18 protein-coding genes are annotated in these 17,895 nt (G+C 59.6%); 10 read left to right on the forward strand and 8 right to left on the reverse strand.

Features of this window, described 5'->3' with window-relative positions:
- Positions 1–122: 122 nt before the first annotated feature.
- Genes HNQ39_RS19380 through HNQ39_RS19405 form a run of 6 tightly spaced genes read right to left on the reverse strand, consistent with a single transcriptional unit; the run spans position 123 to position 5,675 of the window.
- Entirely contained in the window at positions 123–2,012 is a 1,890-nt protein-coding gene (locus HNQ39_RS19380) for a Xaa-Pro dipeptidyl-peptidase (RefSeq protein WP_184200482.1), read from the reverse strand.
- A gap of 33 nt (positions 2,013–2,045) precedes the next feature.
- On the reverse strand, positions 2,046–2,795 hold the full coding sequence (locus HNQ39_RS19385) for a hypothetical protein (RefSeq protein WP_184200485.1): 750 nt from the start codon (positions 2,793–2,795) through the stop codon (positions 2,046–2,048).
- Positions 2,792–3,448, reverse strand: a complete 657-nt coding sequence (locus HNQ39_RS19390; protein ID WP_184200488.1) for a glycosyltransferase family 2 protein — start codon at positions 3,446–3,448, stop codon at positions 2,792–2,794. The genes HNQ39_RS19385 and HNQ39_RS19390 overlap by 4 nt, the downstream gene beginning before the upstream one ends.
- The gene (locus HNQ39_RS19395) at positions 3,445–4,158 is read right to left on the reverse strand and encodes a copper transporter (RefSeq protein WP_184200491.1); all 714 of its coding nucleotides are present in this window, start codon (positions 4,156–4,158) and stop codon (positions 3,445–3,447) included. The genes HNQ39_RS19390 and HNQ39_RS19395 overlap by 4 nt, the downstream gene beginning before the upstream one ends.
- 31 nt (positions 4,159–4,189) lie before the next feature.
- A complete protein-coding gene (locus HNQ39_RS19400) occupies positions 4,190–4,741 on the reverse strand; it encodes a hypothetical protein (RefSeq protein ID WP_184200494.1) in 552 nt (183 codons plus the stop codon).
- A 28-nt stretch (positions 4,742–4,769) separates the two neighbouring features.
- The gene (locus HNQ39_RS19405) at positions 4,770–5,675 is read right to left on the reverse strand and encodes an aldo/keto reductase (RefSeq protein WP_184200498.1); all 906 of its coding nucleotides are present in this window, start codon (positions 5,673–5,675) and stop codon (positions 4,770–4,772) included.
- Between the two features lie 208 nt (positions 5,676–5,883).
- On the opposite strand from HNQ39_RS19405, the gene mtaB reads away from it, so the two are divergent.
- The 4 genes from mtaB to HNQ39_RS19425 are packed head-to-tail and all read left to right on the forward strand — an operon-like array spanning position 5,884 to position 10,293.
- The gene (gene mtaB, locus HNQ39_RS19410) at positions 5,884–7,242 is read left to right on the forward strand and encodes a tRNA (N(6)-L-threonylcarbamoyladenosine(37)-C(2))-methylthiotransferase MtaB (RefSeq protein WP_184200501.1); all 1,359 of its coding nucleotides are present in this window, start codon (positions 5,884–5,886) and stop codon (positions 7,240–7,242) included.
- Positions 7,239–7,832, forward strand: a complete 594-nt coding sequence (locus HNQ39_RS19415) for a YcxB family protein (protein WP_184200504.1) — start codon at positions 7,239–7,241, stop codon at positions 7,830–7,832. Before mtaB ends, HNQ39_RS19415 begins: the two co-directional genes overlap by 4 nt.
- A gap of 27 nt (positions 7,833–7,859) precedes the next feature.
- A complete protein-coding gene (locus HNQ39_RS30645; RefSeq protein WP_184200508.1) occupies positions 7,860–9,824 on the forward strand; it encodes a prolyl oligopeptidase family serine peptidase in 1,965 nt (654 codons plus the stop codon).
- Positions 9,825–9,855: 31 nt separating this feature from the next.
- Entirely contained in the window at positions 9,856–10,293 is a 438-nt protein-coding gene (locus tag HNQ39_RS19425) for a DinB family protein (protein WP_184200512.1), read from the forward strand.
- A 319-nt stretch (positions 10,294–10,612) separates the two neighbouring features.
- Here the strand turns inward: HNQ39_RS19425 and HNQ39_RS19430 are convergent, their stop codons facing one another.
- Positions 10,613–10,918, reverse strand: a complete 306-nt coding sequence (locus HNQ39_RS19430) for a hypothetical protein (RefSeq protein WP_184200515.1) — start codon at positions 10,916–10,918, stop codon at positions 10,613–10,615.
- An 87-nt stretch (positions 10,919–11,005) separates the two neighbouring features.
- On the opposite strand from HNQ39_RS19430, the gene HNQ39_RS19435 reads away from it, so the two are divergent.
- The 6 genes from HNQ39_RS19435 (at position 11,006) to HNQ39_RS19460 (ending at position 17,503) form a co-directional block, all read left to right on the forward strand.
- Entirely contained in the window at positions 11,006–12,013 is a 1,008-nt protein-coding gene (locus tag HNQ39_RS19435; RefSeq protein ID WP_184200518.1) for a replication initiation factor domain-containing protein, read from the forward strand.
- Positions 12,001–12,360 carry a hypothetical protein gene (locus tag HNQ39_RS19440; protein WP_184200521.1) on the forward strand — a complete coding sequence of 120 codons (360 nt, stop codon included), beginning with the start codon at positions 12,001–12,003 and terminating at the stop codon, positions 12,358–12,360. Before HNQ39_RS19435 ends, HNQ39_RS19440 begins: the two co-directional genes overlap by 13 nt.
- A 650-nt stretch (positions 12,361–13,010) precedes the next feature.
- The gene (locus HNQ39_RS19445; RefSeq protein ID WP_184200524.1) at positions 13,011–13,265 is read left to right on the forward strand and encodes a hypothetical protein; all 255 of its coding nucleotides are present in this window, start codon (positions 13,011–13,013) and stop codon (positions 13,263–13,265) included.
- Positions 13,266–13,473: 208 nt separating this feature from the next.
- Positions 13,474–13,638, forward strand: coding sequence for a hypothetical protein (locus HNQ39_RS19450; RefSeq protein ID WP_184200527.1), 165 nt, complete (start codon positions 13,474–13,476; stop codon positions 13,636–13,638).
- A gap of 1,574 nt (positions 13,639–15,212) precedes the next feature.
- Positions 15,213–16,286 carry a hypothetical protein gene (locus HNQ39_RS19455; RefSeq protein ID WP_184200530.1) on the forward strand — a complete coding sequence of 358 codons (1,074 nt, stop codon included), beginning with the start codon at positions 15,213–15,215 and terminating at the stop codon, positions 16,284–16,286.
- Between the two features lie 263 nt (positions 16,287–16,549).
- Positions 16,550–17,503 carry a hypothetical protein gene (locus HNQ39_RS19460; RefSeq protein ID WP_184200533.1) on the forward strand — a complete coding sequence of 318 codons (954 nt, stop codon included), beginning with the start codon at positions 16,550–16,552 and terminating at the stop codon, positions 17,501–17,503.
- 99 nt (positions 17,504–17,602) lie between these two features.
- Here HNQ39_RS19460 and HNQ39_RS19465 read toward each other — a convergent pair whose 3' ends face one another.
- Positions 17,603–17,785 (reverse strand): hypothetical protein, encoded by a 183-nt coding sequence (locus tag HNQ39_RS19465; protein ID WP_184200536.1) that lies wholly within the window; start codon positions 17,783–17,785, stop codon positions 17,603–17,605.
- Positions 17,786–17,895: the final 110 nt, after the last annotated feature.

Here is a 17,895-nt window from a genome sequence, read left to right on the forward strand (position 1 = left end):
CCTCATTCTATTGGGGGTTTGGGTGGGGCGGGGGGGGGGGCGCCCGCGCTGCCCCCCGGGGGGGGGGGGGGGGGGCGCCCCCCCCGCGCGCGGGGGGGCCCCCCCCCGACGCCCTAGTGCTTTTAGTTTGAGCTGGTAGCCCGTTTGAAGGCAGGGACGCCACCGACGATCGGGAGGGTGATCTGTGTGGCGTCCAGATCGACCGTGAGCTTGGTGCCGGCCTTGGGCCAGAGCGTGAAGTCGTGGTCGCTGGAGAGGATCATGAGGCCGATCTTCTTACCGGCGGGGATGATCTGGTCGTCGGGCTCTAGGTCGAAGGTCAGCGTGACAAACTCACCGGGCTTGAGGGGCGTGCCGGGAGTCATCGAGTGGTAGTCGCCGCCCTTGGTGAGGGACTTGTAGTTCTGCGGGTCGGCCCAGCCGCGGGTGATGAGGTTCGCGGTCCCCATCGGCCCAGCGGTCCACGGGAGCTGCACCAGGTAGACCGAGAGATTCGCCGCGGGCGCACTCGATGCCAGCTTGATCGTGATCCGTGCCGTCCCAGAGAGGTGAAGCGGGGCCGTGAGCTCGGGGGTGGCGTAGAGCAGGCGGTTGGGGGAGTCCGGTGTCTGCACCAAGGCTGGGGCAGCGAGCTCGACATCGTCGAGGAGCGCTTCGGTCGCTTGCTTTGCGGGCTTGACGGGGCTCAGGGCACCCGTGGTATTGCCACCCGTGGCGAGGAAGAGCGTGATCGGCTTGGCATCGGGGTTGGGGTAGTCGGCGTAGGCGGTGGGTGCCGGGCGGGGCGCGCCGGGCTCACGCTCGCGGACGATGTAGGACTTGGGGCCTTTCTCGACCCCGTTCTCGACCCCGTAGAGGAAGCGGGAGAACCACTTGTTCATCAGCTCCAGGGGCGGATCGCCGCCGTGGCCGCCCTGGTGGAAGTACTGCACCAGGGGGACGCGCCCCTTGATGGCCTGGCTGATGCGAACACTGTGCTCGGGGACGACATTCCAGTCGTTGAAGGCGTGGGCCATGAGGACGGCGCACTTGATGTTCTGGGTGAAGTTGAGCAGGTCGCGCTCGGCCCAGAAGGCGCTGTAGTCGCCGGTCTTGCGGTCCTGGTTCTGGGCAAAGAGGCCATCGCGGTAGATCCGATCGCCCACAGCGCGGTTGGCGGGATCGCCGCTATTGATAAAGTCGTAGAGGGAGTCGATGTCCTCCCCAAGATAGCCGCCGGGGCTGCGCACAAGGCCGTTGGTGCGGTAGTAGTGGTAGTACGACGTGTTCGGGGCGACCGGAATGATCGCCTCGAGGCCCTTCACCCCCGTGGTCGCGGCAGCGACGGGGATCGTGCCGTTGTACGATGTCCCGGTCATGCCGACTTTTCCCGTGCACCAGTCCGCCTTAATCTCCGTCTGGCCGTCGCGAGTCGTGTAGCCCTTCGCCCGCCCATTGAGCCAGTCGATCACCGCCTTGGGCGCGAGGCGCTCGGGTAGGCCACCGACGGTCGGGCTGCCCTGCGAGAGGCCTGTCCCTGGTGCCTCCGAGTGGACCACGGCAAACCCGCGCGGGACCCAGGTGGCGGCCAGGGAGCCTGAGACACTGGTCCGGTTGGGGTTAAAGGGGACATTGGGGTGGGCGGTCCGTTGCGGAGGATCGGTGCCCAGCTCCTGGTGGACATCCCAGTTCACGTCGAAGTTGCCCGAGGTCCCGGCAAAGTAGGGCGACGACTCGTAGATCACGGGGACCTTGAGCCCCTCTGTCTGGGTCTGGCGCTGCCGGATAACATCGACATGCACCCGGTCCCGCTTGCCGTCGTTGTCGGAGTCAAACTCGGTCTCCACCCAGAGGTGCTCCCGAATCCACTCGGTAGGCGTCGCAAAGGCCGGGACCACTTGCGCTTGGCCGTCGGCGAAGAGAGGTTTTGCCAGGGAGTTTTGGGCGTGGGCGGGGCCTGATAGCAGTGTGAGAGGGACGATGAGGCTTAGCAGAGAGCCAAGACGGAGGGACGAGGAGCGAGCGGTCGACATGGTGCCCGAATTATACAGTAAATCCGAGCGATTCTAGCGTACCCCGAGCCGTCGGTCCAGCCAGCGGAGCCACGAGGTCTTCTCTATGGTTGCCGTGATCGAGACGCGCTCCGCCGCAAGATTGAGTGCCAGGAGCAGAACCAGAACGGCTACCATTCCGACCAAAGGCAGGCTCTGCACCAGAAAGACTCCCGCCAGCGCGCCCAAGAGGTTCGAGCCCGTGTCGCCGAGCATGGCGCTTGCCCGCGCATCAGCCCACCACTCGATGGCAAGCACGATCAGCAACGGCCAGAGGTCAAGAAACGAGCGGGGAGCGAGCACGAGCGCGGGCACGACTAAAAGACCGAAGCCAAACAGTGCCCGCCCCGGGCGCAGGTCGAGGAGGTTCACGGTATTGGCTGAGAGCGCGATTACTCCTGCAGCGACCACGACCACGAGCCACTTGCCCGGAAACAGGAACCAGGCATAGCCCAAGGCGATCAGTCCACCCCCGAAGAGCTTGAGAGCACCCGTCGTGGGCTTACCGGTGAACAGGCTCTTGAGGTGGCCGCGAAATCCTCCCACCGAGCGGTTGCCCCAGAGATCGTCGGCGAGGCCGAGTACCCCAAAAGCGATCGCCGGCCAGAGGAGCGGGTAGCAGGCGAGGGGGAGGAGAAAGCTCAGGCCGGACGCTGAGGGTATCGGCTTCTTCTGAAAGTTGGGGCGCACCAGCTTCAGCTCCGCGCAGAGCATCCGCGTAAAGACAGGACACAGAAGGGCGAGGGTCGCCGCGATCCAGATCATCGGAGGAGCGCCTTTGCTACATCACGGAGCTGACGGAGCCGGTGGAGGCGGCCCGCGAGGTCGTTTTGCGTCACGCGGTGGTCCATGGTCGTGGGGACTTCGAGCACGCGAAAGCCGGCCTTGAGGGCGGAGATATCCAGGCCCGTCTCGATCCCAAAGCCCTCCGCGAGCGGGAGGGCTGCCTCTAAGACCGCACGCTTGAGGCAACGCTGGCCCGAGAGCGGGGCTTGCATGGTCTTTCCCGTGGCGCGCTTCACTCCCCAGCGCGCGAGCCGCAGGACGATCCCCATCCCCCCGCCGCGCCCGGGGACCACGGGAAAGAGCGCGACCGTCATGTCGGCATCGCCTTGGAGGACGGGAGTGCTGAGCTTGCTGGCCTCCGCCGCGGTCGCTCCGAGGTCGGCGTCTAGGAGTAGGAGAAACTCGCTGGTTGTCGCTTGAAGACCTGCGGTGAGGGCCGCCGCCTTCCCGCCATTTTGCTTGAGGGTGAGCACTCGTGCCCCCGCTGCGGTCGCCCGGCGCGTGGTATCGTCGGTGGAGCCGTCGTCGATCACCAAAACGTCGTTTACATCGGGGAGGGCAAGGGCAACCGCGACCGTCGCGGTGATGCGCTCCGCTTCGTTGTAGGCGGGAATGAGGACGGTCAGGGTCATGGCTCGGGCGTCGGGGTGGGGGCTGGGGATGGTGTCGCGCGGGTCAGGGCATCGAGCGGCGGGGTCTTGCTGTCGGCCTTAAGGCCAAAGCTTCCATTCTCTCCGTTCAGGGCCACGACCAGCGCCAGCCAGCCTGTCGCACGGTTGATACAGTCCACGGTGGCGTCTGCCTCTTTGCTCCAGTCGGGGACCAGCGTGACTTTGGTCTCGTAGAGCTCCACGGCGACCACACGGACTCCGGTCTGGTGGAGCGCCTTGACAAACGGCAGGTCGCGGCTCTGCGCGAGCTCCTCGCTCTCGCCGCCCGCCAGCACCACGAGCTTGGGGAGCCCACCGGTCCGCACCAGAACCTGCCAGTCGTTGTCGGAGAGCGCCTCGCGGGTCACGGTCGCACCGGCCAGCTCCAGGGCCTTCTGGGTCTCGTCCGCCGCCTCGCGTCCCACTCCGGTCTGGACCACGAGGACGCGCTGGTGGTCGAGGGCATCCTTTACGAGGAGGGGAACCGCCCCTTGGAGAGTGAGCTCGGTCTGCTCGCGCTCATGGGTCTCTTTGCGGAGCTCGGCGTAGTTGGCACTGAGCTTGTTCATCATCACGGTCTGGCGGTTGACCACGGTCGAGCCCACGAACGCCGTGCCGATGAGAATCCCAATCCCAAGCGCCAGAAAGACCGCTGCAAGAGAAGCAACATGGTAGCGAAAATCAGACGTCACGCCGGTATTGTACCGTAGCCCGGACAACTGTCTAGAGCTCAAAGTAGCCTGAATCACGAATGCGCGCGTCGAGGAACTCCAGCAGTGCCTCCCTGCCATGTGTCGCCTCAAGCCAGGTGTCGGGCGGAGGGTAGGCTCCCTCCGTGTCGCACGTTCGCCAGCCATCCGCCTCCGTGGCCTCTACCTCCTCCATGAGGTAGGCGTAGAGGATTAACTGCGGGAGGCCCTCCGCGATCCCGTGGTAGAGGCCGTCCCTCCCGAAAAGCTCCCCCTGCTTGCTGTAGACAAAGCCGGTCTCTGCTTCCAAAAAGAGCGAGTCACCAAGGTGATAGCCTTCGCGCGAGCAGACCTGGTGCTGCTCGATGGCCAAGATCGTGACAGTCGTCGTCAAGTCTGGGCGAAGTACCTCCGAAAAAACTCCCTCACGAAGCGCACTGGGAATGCCGGGCCAGCACAAAAACTCCTTCAGAGAGCGGGGGAGGCGGACGCTGTCAAGCTCCGTCTCCGAGTAAGAGCGCCAAGCCTTCTCGTTCCAGACAGAGCGCAGCTCCTCCGGAGTGGGAATCTCAGGGAGGAGCTGCATGCCGTGGGGCAGGGGTAGGCTAGGTGGCCTACGCCAAGAGTGCATCGATCTGGGCGAGCTCGTCGTCGGTGAGGGGCCAGCTTGCGGCGGCGACATTGGCACGAACTTGCTCGGGCTTGGTGGCACCGGCGATCACCGATGAGACCGCGGACCTTGCGAGAAGCCACGAGAAGGCGAGCTCTAGGAGCGTGTGGCCGTGTGCCTCGGAGAAGGCAAGGAGCGCCTCGGCCTTGGTGAGGTTCTCGTCGGTGAGCCAGCGGGACTCAGCGTTGATGCGGGTGCCCTCGGGGAGCGGCTGGCCCTTGCGGTACTTGCCGGTGAGCATGCCGCTGGCGAGAGGGAAGTAGGGCAGGAGCCCGACATGGGTGGCGGCGCACTCCGCGAGGACACTGTCGGTCTCCGGCTGGCGCGCAAAGAGGCTGTACTCGTTCTGGACACTGACAAACTGCGGCCCAATACTCTCGGCGGCGGCACGGAGCTGCGCGACCGAGAAGTTGGAGCAGCCCAGCTCACGCACCTTGCCTTGGATCACCAGCTCCCGCAGCGCTCCCATCGTCTCCGCGATTGGCACGGTTTCGTCGGGGCGGTGGATCTGGTAGAGGTCGATGTAGTCGGTGCCAAGGCGCTGGAGGGAGTCGTCGCAGGCCTTGAAAATATACTCGGGCCGCGCACCGCCCGGTCGGTCGTCGTCGATCTTGATCCCGAACTTGGTTGCGATTAGGATGTCTGCACGGCGCTTTCCGAGTGCCTGCCCGAGAAATACCTCGCTATTGGTGCCGCCGTAGATATCGGCCGTGTCGAAGAAGTTGATGCCGGAGTCGAGCGCCGCGTCTACCACGAGCTGGGTCTGCGCCAGATCGCAGCGCATGCCGAAGTTATTGCAGCCCAGCCCCACCTCGGAGACTTGGAGCGAGCCAAGAGAGCGTGTTTTCATGGAGAGGGTATACCCGACTCCGCGATATAATCGTTTTGCCCGAATGGAAATCCTCGACGGAGATCGGCGGGCTAGCCTGCACGGTAAACGTGCGGCTATGGGGCCTTCGGCCGCCTCCTCGTGCCTCGTCGGTAAATATTCGCCGAAGGCGCGGCGGAGGCACGACGCCCAATTGCCCCACGTTTACCGTGCGGGGAGAGAGAACATCATGCCCGTTGCTGCCCTCACCACCCTAGGCTGTAAAGTCAACCAGTACGAGACCGAGAAGATCGCGGAAGAGTTTGCCGCCAATGGTTTTGTGCTCACTGATTTCGACGCCCCCGCCGATGTCTATGTGATCAACTCCTGCTCGGTGACCGCGGCGGCGGATAAGAAGTCCCGGTATCTGGCGCGCAAGGCGAGCCGGACCAATCCCAATGCGGTGGTGGTGATGACGGGCTGCCATAGCCAGCAGGTGCTCGATCACGGCGAGTGGGTCGAGGGCGCGACCCTGCTCGTGGACAACGAGGACAAGATGCGGGTGTTTGCCAAGGTGGTCGAGCACGCGCCGGAGATTCTGAGCTACTCGTCGTCGCCGGCCACGGTCCTGCCCGCGCGGGAGCGGCGCACGCGGGCGACGCTGAAGGTCCAAGACGGCTGCACGCACTTCTGCGGCTTCTGCCAGATTCCCTACACCCGAAAAGTGAAGGTCTCCCGGCACTGGGAGGACGTTGTCGCGGAGGCGCATGCGCTGGCGGAGAGTGGGACGCGGGAGCTGGTGGTGACGGGGGTCTGTGTGGGGGCCTACGACGAAGCCACGGGGTCGGGTGGGCCGGACTTGGCGGAGCTTCTGCTGAAAGTGGCCGATGTGCCGGGGATTGCGCGGGTGCGCCTGAGCTCGATCCAGCCGATTGAGGTCAGCGATGCCCTGATCGATGCCTTTGCCACGCACCCCAACCTCTGTCCGCACCTGCACCTGAGCTGCCAGAGCGGCGACGATACGATTCTCAAGGCAATGAACCGACCCTACGATGCCGCGTTCTACAAGGCCTTGGTCGCCAAGCTGCGCGCCGCCGTCCCGGATGTGGCGATCACTACGGATTTAATTGTGGGCTATCCGGGCGAGACGGAGGAGCTGCACCAGAACACGCTCGACTTTGCACGTGCGGTCGGGTTTCAGAAGACCCACTGTTTTCGCTACTCGCCGCGGGACAAGACCTACGCCGCGACCTTGCCCGACGACATCCCCGATGAGGTCAAGAAGCGCCGCCACGCCGAGCTGCAGGCCGTGGTCGATGCCAGCAACCATGCCTTCACCGAGCGCTCTCTCGGGGAGACCGTGAGCGTTCTGGTCGAGCACCCCGAGGGCACGACCCTCACGGGCTACACGCCCAACTACATCAAGGTCCGTTTCTCAGGCCCGGTCGCGCTGTACGGCGAGCTCGTTCCGGTGCGCCTAGACTCCGTGGAGTCCGATGGGGGTGCTATTGGGACACTGGTCCTCCCCGAGCCGGAGCTCGCACGGATTCTCGCGCAAGCACCGCGCCCCAAGTTCCAAGCCCTGGAGATGATCGGAGCCACCCCATGACGGTTCACTACGACCTGAACGAAGACGACTGGCTGACCATGAACCTGCACTACATGGAGCAGTCCGGGCTCATCGAGAAGAACCAGAAGCGCTACCGGATGCTCATCACGCTCTGCGCGGTGGAGGTGGTTGCCTGCCTGCTGATTAAGTGGTACCTGCCGGCTCTATTCTTTGCCTCGGTCGGGGGGGCGCTTCTCTTCAATCTCACCCGAATCCCCGGGCTGCTACGCAAGCAGATCCAGCGCCAGACCAATCAAGGGGACTTTCGGGCACTCTTTGGCCACTACGAGCTCGCGCTCACGCCGCAGGGCATCAAGACCAAGGGGCCGATCTCGGAGAACCTCTACTACTGGAGCGCCGTGGAGCAGCTGATCGAGACGGAGACGCACTTTTTTATCCAATTTTCGTCGGCGGTGCGCATCACGATCCCCAAGCGTGCCTTCGCCACCCAGACCCACGGTGCGGAGTTTCTGAAGCTGGCGGAGCACTACCGGCAGAATGTCACGGGGACGCCCATCCCGACCATGCAGCGCGGCGCGTGGTGGACCCAAGGCTCCCAGGTAGTCGAGGCGCAGCAACAGCGGCAGTAGGGAGCGGAAATCGGGTACCATGCTCCCGTGCCAAAACGTCTCACCACAATCGATGATCTCCTGCGCTTCGCCGCCCCGTCTGAACCGCACCTCTCGCCCGATGGCAAGTGGGTCGCCTATCTCGTGAAGGGGGTCTGGGAAGCCAAGAACCGCTACATCACCCAGCTCTTTCTGGTCTCGACCGAGACGCCCGACGCCCAGCCTCTCCAGGTAACGCAAGGCGAGAACAGTGTCTCCCAGCACCACTGGCTCCCCGATAGCAAGAGCCTGGTCTTTGTGCGCAACGATAGCGCAAAATGCCCACAGATCTGGCAGCTGGAAGCAGGCTGGGGCGAGCCGTTCATCCTCACCTCGCTGCCCCAAGGGGCAATCGGGGAGATTTCGGTCTCACCAAAGTGGGGAGAGATTCTCTTCACCTTCCGTCCCGCTGACCAGGAGTGGAGCGAGAGCGCTGTCGAGGCACGTAAGAAAGAAAATAAGTCCGCTCCGCCGCGCGTGATCGAGCGCCTGCGCTGGCGACAAGAGGGGAGCGGCTGGCTTCCCAAGGCAACCTTTCAGCTGTACCTTTATGAGCACCCGGAGCGTCCTCTCAAAGCAGGAAAACGAGATCGAGGAAGCCTTTGCTGGTCTCCAGAGAAAGAGGAACGGTTCGCGTTTACCGAAAATATCGCCGACGATCCCGATCGCCAGCCGGGAGCTGTGGGGCTGTTTGTCTCGGGCAAGAAAACGCCGCTGGGGCCGCTGGGGCCAAAGAGCAACCTGAGCTGGTCGCCCGATGGGAAGTACATCGCCTACCTGGGCCACGATCACCCGGATGAGCTGTGGGGGACGTGGAATATGCATCTCTGGGTGGTCAACGTCGCAACGGGCAAGGCGCGTGATCTGACACCGGGCTGGGATGTGACTGCAGGGGACTTGGCGCTGGGCGAGGTCTACGGGCGCGGCGATATCGGGCCGGTCTGGGAGAGCGAGACCAGCCTGGTTTTTGTGGCGTCGGACAAGGGCGAGGTCGGGGTCTATCGGGTGGGGCTGGAGGGGGGAGTCCCTGAGAAACTCACCCCGGAGGGCTGCTCGGAGGTGGGCGTGAGCGTTGCGGCGGGAAAAATCGCGACCCTGCGCCTGACCAGCCAAGATGCCGGGGATATCTATGTCGATGGCAAGCGCCTCACGCAGCACAATGACACCCTCACTCGGGAGGTCCGGTTTATCGAGCCGGTGGCGTTCTCGGTGGGGGACGTGCCCTGCTTTGCGCTGCTCCCGGAGGGCGACGGCCCGCACCCGACCGTGCTCTACATCCACGGCGGCCCGCACCTGATGTACGGGCGCTGGCATCTCTTTCATGAGTACCAGGCGCTCGCGGCCGCAGGATTTGCCGTGCTCTATCCCAACCCGCGTGGCTCCAAGGGCTACGGCGAGGCGTGGACGGGCGCGATCAAGGACAACTGGGGCGAGCCCGCTATGGCCGACTGCATGGCGGTAGTCGATCATGCCATCGCGCAAGGCTGGTCCGACCCGGAGCGCCTCGCGGTGATGGGCGGCAGCTACGGCGGCTACCTGACGGGCTGGATTATCGGACACACGGACCGCTTTGCCTGCGCCATCGCCGAGCGGGGGGTCTACAACCTCCAGAGCTTCGGGGGGACGTCGGACTTTTGCCAGCAGGACCACGGCTACTTTAGCTCCAACCACACCGACGATACCGAGAGCTTCCGGCGCAACTCGCCGATCACCTACGCCGGCAAGGTCAAGACCCCCGTCCTGATCGTCCACAGCGAGGGCGACCTGCGCTGCCCGATCTCCCAAGGCGATGAGTACTTTAGAGCGGTCAAGCGCACCAACCCCGCAGAGACGCTCTACCTACGCTACGGCCCCGAAGCCAGCCACGAGCTCAGCCGCGGCGGCCCCCCGGACCTGCGCCTCGACAGGCAGAAGCGATTCCACGCCTACTTGAAGCAATACCTAACGAAGGACACGAGCATTGGAGAATCTTAAACTCGCACTAAGAGGGCAGTACCATGCCGCGATGGACATGTTACGCGTCGCCCTGGAGGGATGCCCCGAGACAATCTGGAATAGCGGAACGCCGCCACGGCAGTTCTGGCGGCTGGCCTACCATGCGCTTTTCTATACGCATCTCTACCTGGAAGTCACCGAAGCGGACTTCCAGGCTTGGGAGAAACACCGCGATGAGGTGGAGAGCGATCAGGAGCGCGAGCGGCTCGATGCGACTCCGTACACTCGTGAAGAGCTTTTAGAGTACTGGGCGCTCGTAGACGCGCACATCGACACGCAGTTTGACAAAATTGACCTGAGCGCACCGGAGTGTGGGATTCCTTGGTACACGTTGCCGAAACTCGACCATGTGATCCTCAACCTTCGCCATCTCTCCGAGCACGGCGGGCAGCTACGGGACCGCGTGATGGAAGCGGGCGTAGACCAACGCTGGTTTACACGGCGGTGATTTGAAACATAATAAACATTATCATTTTCGTGTATTGATTTACGCGAATTTGGAGACGTGAAAAAAGCGGCCTGTTCTGTCCTCGAAAATCTTAGACGAGGTCAAAAAACGCGGAGGGGGAACGGTGCATCCCTGAGAAGAAAGCCGTTCCCCCAATGCCCTAGTAGGCAATGGGCAATATATCACGTTTTCAGTTTCCCGCTAGCTCGGGTGCTTCTATCTGTGTTCTCGATGGTCATGAGTTCCCCCTGTCGTTCCTCGATGAAGAGCTGACGACACTCTCCAGCAGCTCCCCGGACGCTTCCCCGGTGGCACGCGCTCAGCGAAGCGGCGCGGCCACGGCGAAGCGCTCCGGGGCTTGTACTGTCTCCTTTGGCTCTTGCGGCCTGGTCTGGGGGTCGCTGTGACATTGACAGGTGACTTCGATCCCTTCGGCGCTCAGAAGCGCAGGAAGAAGCGCGGAAGTACTCCAGCGGGTGAGCTTCTCGACACTCGGCAGGGTCTTGAGTCGAAGCTGTCGGGTATCTACCGACAGCAGGTGACTATCTCCGAGCTTACCGGCGAGGTCTCGACCAGTACCGAGGCGCTGAGAAAACGAGCGGGTGAGGCTTACCGCAAGGCGCATCTGTCGCCCCCGACTAGTAACACGGGGGCGATAACAGAAAAAAGCCCGAAGGGCTCCCCGAAGGGGCCAAAGGAAGTTATTCCCCTTGTGGACTGGGCTACAGTGACTTTTAAAGGGGATGACGCTTTAGACCTTGCCAAACTTCATTTTGGGGCCACTCTGGACTCTGAATGGGTGGTCATGGAGCGTGGCGGCTACGGCTACTCTCAGAGTCTCAAGCGGGGGCAGGTGACTATCTACCACGGGGGGAACGTCAATCCCGATACGGTCTCTGTGGTGGTCTCTGGGCAGGGTTGCCGCCAACTGGAGGAGGAGGGGCTGATTGGTGGGCCTGATGTTCTTCTGCGTGGCGCTTCTGCCTGGGAAGCCTTCCTAGATGAGCTGGTGCGGGATGGTGCTACATTCGCCCGTCTCGACGTTGCCCTAGATGATCGCTCGGGGTTGCTGTCCATCACGGGGATGGAAGAGTCCTTCCGCTCTGGCGATTGCTCTACCAGGTTCCGTGATATGAGGGCTGAAGTGGGCTACACCTCCGAGGGGGTTACCACGGGTCACACGCTCTACTTTGGATCTCGACAATCGCTGATGTTTGTGAGGATCTACCACAAGGGTTTGGAGCAACTAGCACGGGGGAAGGCTGAGGGTGATCCTGAAGATTGGATCAGGTGCGAACTCCAGGCGCGAGACGAAAGAGCTGACGCGCTTGTAAACCAGATCATAAAACACGGTATGCGCTCGGTTGCCTCGGTTTTGTGGTCGTATCTGGACTTTAAAACGCCAGAATCACGCGATAAATTTAAACTTTCCAGCGATAAATACAAACGTGAAACGGTTGATTGGTGGAAAATCTTTATAGATCGCGTGGAAAAGTCCCGTTTGGGGGTTGCTCCCAAAATTGTAGACGTTGAAAAAATGAAGCAGTGGGTAAAACGCCAAGTTGCTCCCACTCTTCACGTTATCGTTAATGCGTCGGCCTTGGGGTGGGATTTTATATCCTCCCTTGTCCTCGAAGGTGGCGAGAGGTTAAAGAGTCATCACATAAACGCCTTAGTGGCCTATAACAGCAAAGGAAAATACCAGCAATGCAGAGCATAGTGCTTGTGCTTCATAGCAAGAAAAACGATTTTAAGGGCCAGGACGGAAACCAGGTGAAGAGCTTGAAGCTGTCCTATATCCCGTGTGATCCCCCTGAGAACTCGGAGGGGGAATGTGGTATCGCGGTGATCGAGGGCGAATCGCTTCCCTTCGACCAGGCGGTGCAGATCAAGGAGATTCCTGGCTTCTATGATCTTGAGTACGCTCCCACGCCGAAAAAGAATAAGTACGGGCGTACTGAGCAGGTGCTCATGCCTCGGCGTCTGTCGTTCCGAGCTGGGGCGGCTCAGAAGGTCGCGGAGCTTATCGCCTCGGGGAACTTGCCCGTAGGGGTCGGCAAGCCGTGACGGAGGAGCAAGGGGGGCAGCTCGTTGCCCTGGTGGAAGCTCTTCGCCTGGAACTCGTTCGGGCTGAGGTCGTCCAGCGTTACGAGCTGCTTACCCTCTTTGTCCTGGCCTTTTGCGTCGTCTTCCTGGCGCTCCGGAGGGCTATCTGATGGTCATCCCGTCACTAGGCCATGCCTTGGCCTTGGGGTTCGTTGCCTACCTTGCGGCGGTGGGTGGTGCTACCCTGGTTATCTCGTTTTTGAGGAGGGGGACGGTTGATTTCTGACTTGTCTACACTCCTTGAAGATCACATTTTTTCCATCTTGCCGGATGGTTCTCTGTGGTCACAGTTTATCGGCTTGCTCGGTGCGGCGTTTGGTATTGCTGTACTAAGTAAGCTGGTTTCAAGCGCTCTAGGGAGGTCTTAGGACACTCTAGGCGAATCCCTGAAAGGGGGGTCGTGGGATGATTGATTATCCTACGATTTTGGGAGGTGTCGTCTCTAGCATCTTCGGCTCTATTAACACGACTAACGCCATAACTGCGGCCCTAGTAGCGGCAATACTTGGTGGTGACATCCTTATTAGGTGGTTGCGTCGTTGTTATGATGACTGGAGAGCGGATCGCGATCCCTCCTATGGTCGGTACTAACTTGTTTGAAAGGTAAAACTATGCAAAAAAATATTGCATCCCGTCGTTTCCTCATGCTTACCGCTCTGTGCGGTGGCCTTCTTACCCTGGCCTCTGGTGCTCATGCTCAGTCGTCCTCTCCGACGATTGATTACGGCGCTCTGGCTACGTCCACCAAGGACGGTGTGTTCTCGGCTCTGGGTGCGGGCGCTCCGGTGGCGTTCGCGGTCCTCGCCGGTATGCTCGGGCTTGGCGTCGTGTGGCGTCTGGTCAAGCGTGGCGCGAAGTCCGTTTAACCTGGGCCTGGTCGCATAAAGAAGGGGGGCAGGGTGATTCTGCCTCCCTTTTTTTTGGAGGTTTCCATATGTATGATTTAGTATGGCCCTATCTCTGGGCTGTTCTTGGTCAATGTTTGCCCTATTGCCTCGGTATCCTCGTCGTCTGTCTTGCTCTTGGGTGGGGTATTGACACGATAAAAGGCTATGTGTCTAGGAGAAAGTAAAAATGAATAATAATTTTAATGTCCCTGACTTTTCCGCGCCGATAAATTCTGCGTGGTCTCTCTTTATGGGCATAATTCAGCAGTTCTGGCCGTTCATTACTGGCATTTTGGCAATTGTGATCGGTATTGCCCTGGTGCGTACTATCCTGGATCGGGTGACAAAATGAGAATCTTTGTCCTGGCCTGTGTCCTGGCCTTGTGCGGGTCGGCCTGGGCGCAGGGCACCTATCCTGAAAGCTCCCCTTTTGAGCCGGGGCTAGCCACTCAGGGGATCGGGTCAAACCCTAGTTCTTGGGCGGCTCCTTGGACGGGGCAGGATACTCCTCAAGGTGACCAGCGTGCCGGGTGGGGTGGCTATGGGAACATTGGGATTTATTACGGCTCTCCCCCTATTTCGGGCGGTCAATACGGCGGGATGGGTGTCCGGTTTTATTTCGAGCAAGACTATAAAGGCACTTCTTACGCGGGTGCACCGTTCAACGGTGTGTACAATTACGAGGAGCGTTCTTACTGGCTTAGTGATCCTGAATGGGGGAATTACTGGCGCGTTGGTGGTGTCGGTGGTGGTGTTGGCATTGCTCCGAGTCTCGCTCTAAAACAGTTAGGCTGTCCTCCGGGTGTGTACGGGGCCTGGGTGGATGCCGTATCGAGTCGAAACGACGGTATAGCAGCTCAGGTGTATTTGTACGGTTGGTACTGTCCGATTCTTTACAAGGTCCTCGTGAAAGTCGTAGACCAGAACGGTACTCCTGTCGCTAACTGTAAGGTGACTCCTGCGGCCTGGTGTTCCATGTGGGCTCCTTACGGGTTCTATCCTGACGCATGGAAGCCGGGTATCACCAACTCTGCGGGGCAGGTTCTTCTGGTCTTCCCTGAAGCTGAGGGGAACGCCAACACTGTGCGGATCGAGGGCGCGCCGGGGCTCTATGGGGGAGGGGTCGCGGAAAATCCTTTCCATGCTACTGGGGCGCAGTGGAAGTCTCCAGGCCCGGCAGGAATGGCCGTTAAGGTCGTCGTGTATCAGTCAGGAGCTCGTCCCCAACTCAACGCGGATACAATGCCAACTCCTGAGCCTTCTCCCTCTCCTACTCCTTCGCCTGGTTCTGGCGGTACTGGTACTAGCTCGCCTGATTTCTGGTCGTCGCTGTGGGTTCCTGACGCGGCTAAACTTGAGCAGTTCCAATCACATGGGGACTTCTGGAAGAGCTGGGGGCCGTTCGGCCTGGTCGGGCAGGTGGCAGGGATTTGGAATAATGCGGCATTAGCGGTCTCGGATGACCATAAGTACGATGGTTTGGTTTTTCCCATTGTCGGGCCGTTGGGGTCATCCTCGATTGACTTGCGGCCTGAGCTGGGCTCAGGTGTTCCCGACTATCCCACCGGGGGGCGTGGGGGGCCTGGTGGGACGGTTTTGTCCGTGATCCGGGTAGGTGTCGGCCTGGTCGTCTGGTGCGCGGCATTGTTCGGGCTCTACAAAAAATTGCGGCCTGTCTTCGTTTCGTGAGGTTCTACAATGGCACGTTTTTTACTTGGTTGGCGGTTGTTCCGGTTTCTACTCCTGGGGCTTGTCCTGGGGCTTTCTGGCGCGTCCTGGGCGCAACATGGCACATATCCTGACGGCTCACCCTGGGGGGAGGTTCCTTCTCCGTCTGGAACTGCTTCGGGGCCTGGGCAGTATCAGGGGGCCTCTCCTCCTCTCCCTGCGATCTCCACCAGGACGATGGGGGACGGGCGTCCCGGAATGTATGCCCTGTCTAACTGTTATGAGTTCGTAGGTATGCCGCCTTTGGTTATTACTGACCCAGGCGGCGCGAATCTTGACCTGTATTTAACTAATTTATGGGATGGTAGTCATCCAACTAATAATATTTTGTACCAACAAACGGAATCGGCGCGATACGATGCCGCATCTTCTACTTGGAAACCTGGTTCGCCTCTTGGAATAAATTACGATGTTACTTTAGTATCTGGTAAATTCCCTCCGGGATATTACGATGCCCGCGCATCGCATCAAGACAGTAGGGGGAACGGGAATCTAGGCTCTTACCGTGGTTGGTGGTGTCCTCAGCTCGTCCATATAAGGGTATATGTCCAGTTAGATGGTAAACCAGTTAAAAATTTCTCTGTTAATCCTCGGGCGGTCTGTCCGGCTATGTCCACCGTCCCCGTTCCTGCATGGCAACGGGGTGTGACTGACGATTCCGGTTATGTTGATTTGCTTGTACCTGTCGGTATTCGTCTGGTTGTTGTGGTAGATGCTGACTCGCGGTATCTGTACGGTACTGCACAAGGTTTCTGGGACGTTCCTAGGGATCAAAATTTACCCGATGGGTTCGCAGGAGGGCCAACTGGTGAAGTTGTCAAGGATTTCGTACTTACCTTGTCTCCTTCTTCTGTTCCCACATTCGGAGAAAAGTCTAGTTCTAATAGTTCAGACAATTATTCGGGCTTTTGGGCTGATTTATGGACTCCTGACGCCGAAAAACTAGAGCAGATGCATGGACACTTAGATTTTTGGAAGAGCTGGGGGCCGTTTGGGCTCTTTAACGGTTTTATAACTGTTTGGGGTGTTGCTACGTTCCCTAATGACGAATCTAAATACAATGGTCTTGTGTGGGAGTTCTCTGGTGTCCTGGGCGCATCCAAGCTAGATTTTAGGCCACTCAAGACAGAGGGCGCTCCTTATGCTGACGGGGGACGGGGTTCTCTCGGTGGGGGTGCGCTTGCTTTTGCGCGTGTCCTGGTCGGCCTGGTCGTCTGGGCGGGGGCGATCTTCGGGGTATATAAATACTTGTCGCCAAAATGGAAGGCTTAAAATGATAACTAATGCACTTTTGGACTTGCTTAACGCGTTCTTCTCTACCGTTCGTGGGTGGTTGCCTGCTTGGGATTGGCAATTACCATCGGGTGTAGTGGACGGAATTAAATATGAGTTGTCAAGATGGGACGCAATTTTACCTATACATGAATTATTTCAAGTTGTCACGCTCACGTTTGCCCTTTGGGGGGCTCTTCTTGGCTATCGTGTCGTAAAATGGATAGTCGAGCAGGTTATATCTGTGATTCCGTAGGTGTAAAATGTCTGTATTTGCTACTGTTGGCCTTGGTGGGCGGGGTAAAACTCTGTCCACCGTGGCGCGTTTGTGGAAAAAGTACAAAGAAGGTCGGCCTATATGGTCAAATACTCCTTTAGTTGATTTGCGCCTTAAATTTGATAATTCGACGGGGAAATATGTCCCCTATGATCCTGAAACCTTCGGGGAAAGCTGGGCTGAGAATTATGTATACGATGTTGAAGGGGTTTTAAAAGCTCGTGACTGTGAATTATTACTAGATGAATTAGGCGCATGGTTGCCAGCGGATGAACATAAAGATATTCCGCGATCTTTTCGCCGTTTAATTACTCAGGATAGGAGAAACGGTCTTAATATTTGGTGGACATATAGACATACTAGGGTATGGAACGAAATACGCGATAACACTTGCGAATATAGGTTCTGTTATAAATATACAATAGTGCCTACCATGCCCTCTCTCATACTCCAGCGGTCTTATGACGCGGATGATATGAAGGGGAAGCCGTTGTACTATTGGTTCTGGGTGGAGCCTAGTATCTTTGATCTGTACCAGACTTTCGCGGAGGTGGGCGATAGGACGGGAAAAGGCTACGGCCTGGGCGCTCTGGCGACAAAACGCGGCCTGGTCTTGCCCAACTGGGGGCCTCATGATCTGACAATCTCGGTGCGGCCTGAGCAGTTGCGGTGCCTTCGTGAGAAGTTCCCGGAACGGTTCGCCGATAGAGAGCCATCCAAGTTTTTTCCTACTCTCGGCCTGTTGCGGGAGGAGCTGCCCGGCGGTGGTGTTCGATACTATCGGCCTGGTGATATAGGCGTTCCTGCGCCTCTTCCTGCCCTCGATCCGGGGGGGTGGGAGGTTCCTGCGCCTCTCGATCCCCCTTCCCATTCGTCTGGTGGTGGTGACTTCCGCGAGCTCCTGAAACGGGCGCGAGGTCTCGACCAGGCGGTAACTTAGTGCGGTTTTTTTGTGTGTTCCCCCTCGATGCCGGGGGGGAGCTGCTCGGCGCACGGAATAGCAAAAAAATCCGCTTCCGATGGCCCGCAGGGCAGGAGGTTATTTCCCGATCTTCCTCAGGGTTTTTTCTACAGCTAGTCTGCCCAGGATGGCAAAGAGCAGTACTGGTGCTCCTAGCTTGAAGGCGAAACCTAGCCCCCCGAAAAATGCGGATTGTGTCTCCTGGGTGTTCAGTACGGGTGCCTGTAGTTTGCTGGCTTTTATTGATTTGTCTGTTGGCATGTATAAGTTTTTCCATGCTTCCCCATGGAGTTGAGGTGTTTTGTGGCTCTCGTCGATTATCCGTGTGTTTGCACTTGTGGCACAGAGGTTAAGTGTGGGCGTCCGTCTCG

Origin of the sequence: Armatimonas rosea (assembly GCF_014202505.1) — a bacterium.
Lineage (GTDB): Bacteria > Armatimonadota > Armatimonadia > Armatimonadales > Armatimonadaceae > Armatimonas > Armatimonas rosea.

Excerpts from the sequence above, each read along its gene's own strand:
- HNQ39_RS19380 (WP_184200482.1), bottom strand. The coding sequence starts at position 2,012 with ATGTCGACCGCTCGCTCCTCGTCCCTCCGTCTTGGCTCTCTGCTAAGC.
- HNQ39_RS19385 (WP_184200485.1), bottom strand. The coding sequence starts at position 2,795 with ATGATCTGGATCGCGGCGACCCTCGCCCTTCTGTGTCCTGTCTTTACG.
- HNQ39_RS19390 (WP_184200488.1), bottom strand. The coding sequence starts at position 3,448 with ATGACCCTGACCGTCCTCATTCCCGCCTACAACGAAGCGGAGCGCATC.
- HNQ39_RS19400 (WP_184200494.1), bottom strand. The coding sequence starts at position 4,741 with ATGCAGCTCCTCCCTGAGATTCCCACTCCGGAGGAGCTGCGCTCTGTC.
- HNQ39_RS19405 (WP_184200498.1), bottom strand. The coding sequence starts at position 5,675 with ATGAAAACACGCTCTCTTGGCTCGCTCCAAGTCTCCGAGGTGGGGCTG.
- mtaB (WP_184200501.1), top strand. The coding sequence starts at position 5,884 with ATGCCCGTTGCTGCCCTCACCACCCTAGGCTGTAAAGTCAACCAGTAC.
- HNQ39_RS19415 (WP_184200504.1), top strand. The coding sequence starts at position 7,239 with ATGACGGTTCACTACGACCTGAACGAAGACGACTGGCTGACCATGAAC.
- HNQ39_RS19425 (WP_184200512.1), top strand. The coding sequence starts at position 9,856 with ATGGACATGTTACGCGTCGCCCTGGAGGGATGCCCCGAGACAATCTGG.
- HNQ39_RS19430 (WP_184200515.1), bottom strand. The coding sequence starts at position 10,918 with ATGCGCCTTGCGGTAAGCCTCACCCGCTCGTTTTCTCAGCGCCTCGGT.
- HNQ39_RS19440 (WP_184200521.1), top strand. The coding sequence starts at position 12,001 with ATGCAGAGCATAGTGCTTGTGCTTCATAGCAAGAAAAACGATTTTAAG.
- HNQ39_RS19445 (WP_184200524.1), top strand. The coding sequence starts at position 13,011 with ATGCAAAAAAATATTGCATCCCGTCGTTTCCTCATGCTTACCGCTCTG.
- HNQ39_RS19450 (WP_184200527.1), top strand. The coding sequence starts at position 13,474 with ATGAATAATAATTTTAATGTCCCTGACTTTTCCGCGCCGATAAATTCT.
- HNQ39_RS19455 (WP_184200530.1), top strand. The coding sequence starts at position 15,213 with ATGTATGCCCTGTCTAACTGTTATGAGTTCGTAGGTATGCCGCCTTTG.
- HNQ39_RS19460 (WP_184200533.1), top strand. The coding sequence starts at position 16,550 with ATGTCTGTATTTGCTACTGTTGGCCTTGGTGGGCGGGGTAAAACTCTG.
- HNQ39_RS19465 (WP_184200536.1), bottom strand. The coding sequence starts at position 17,785 with ATGCCAACAGACAAATCAATAAAAGCCAGCAAACTACAGGCACCCGTA.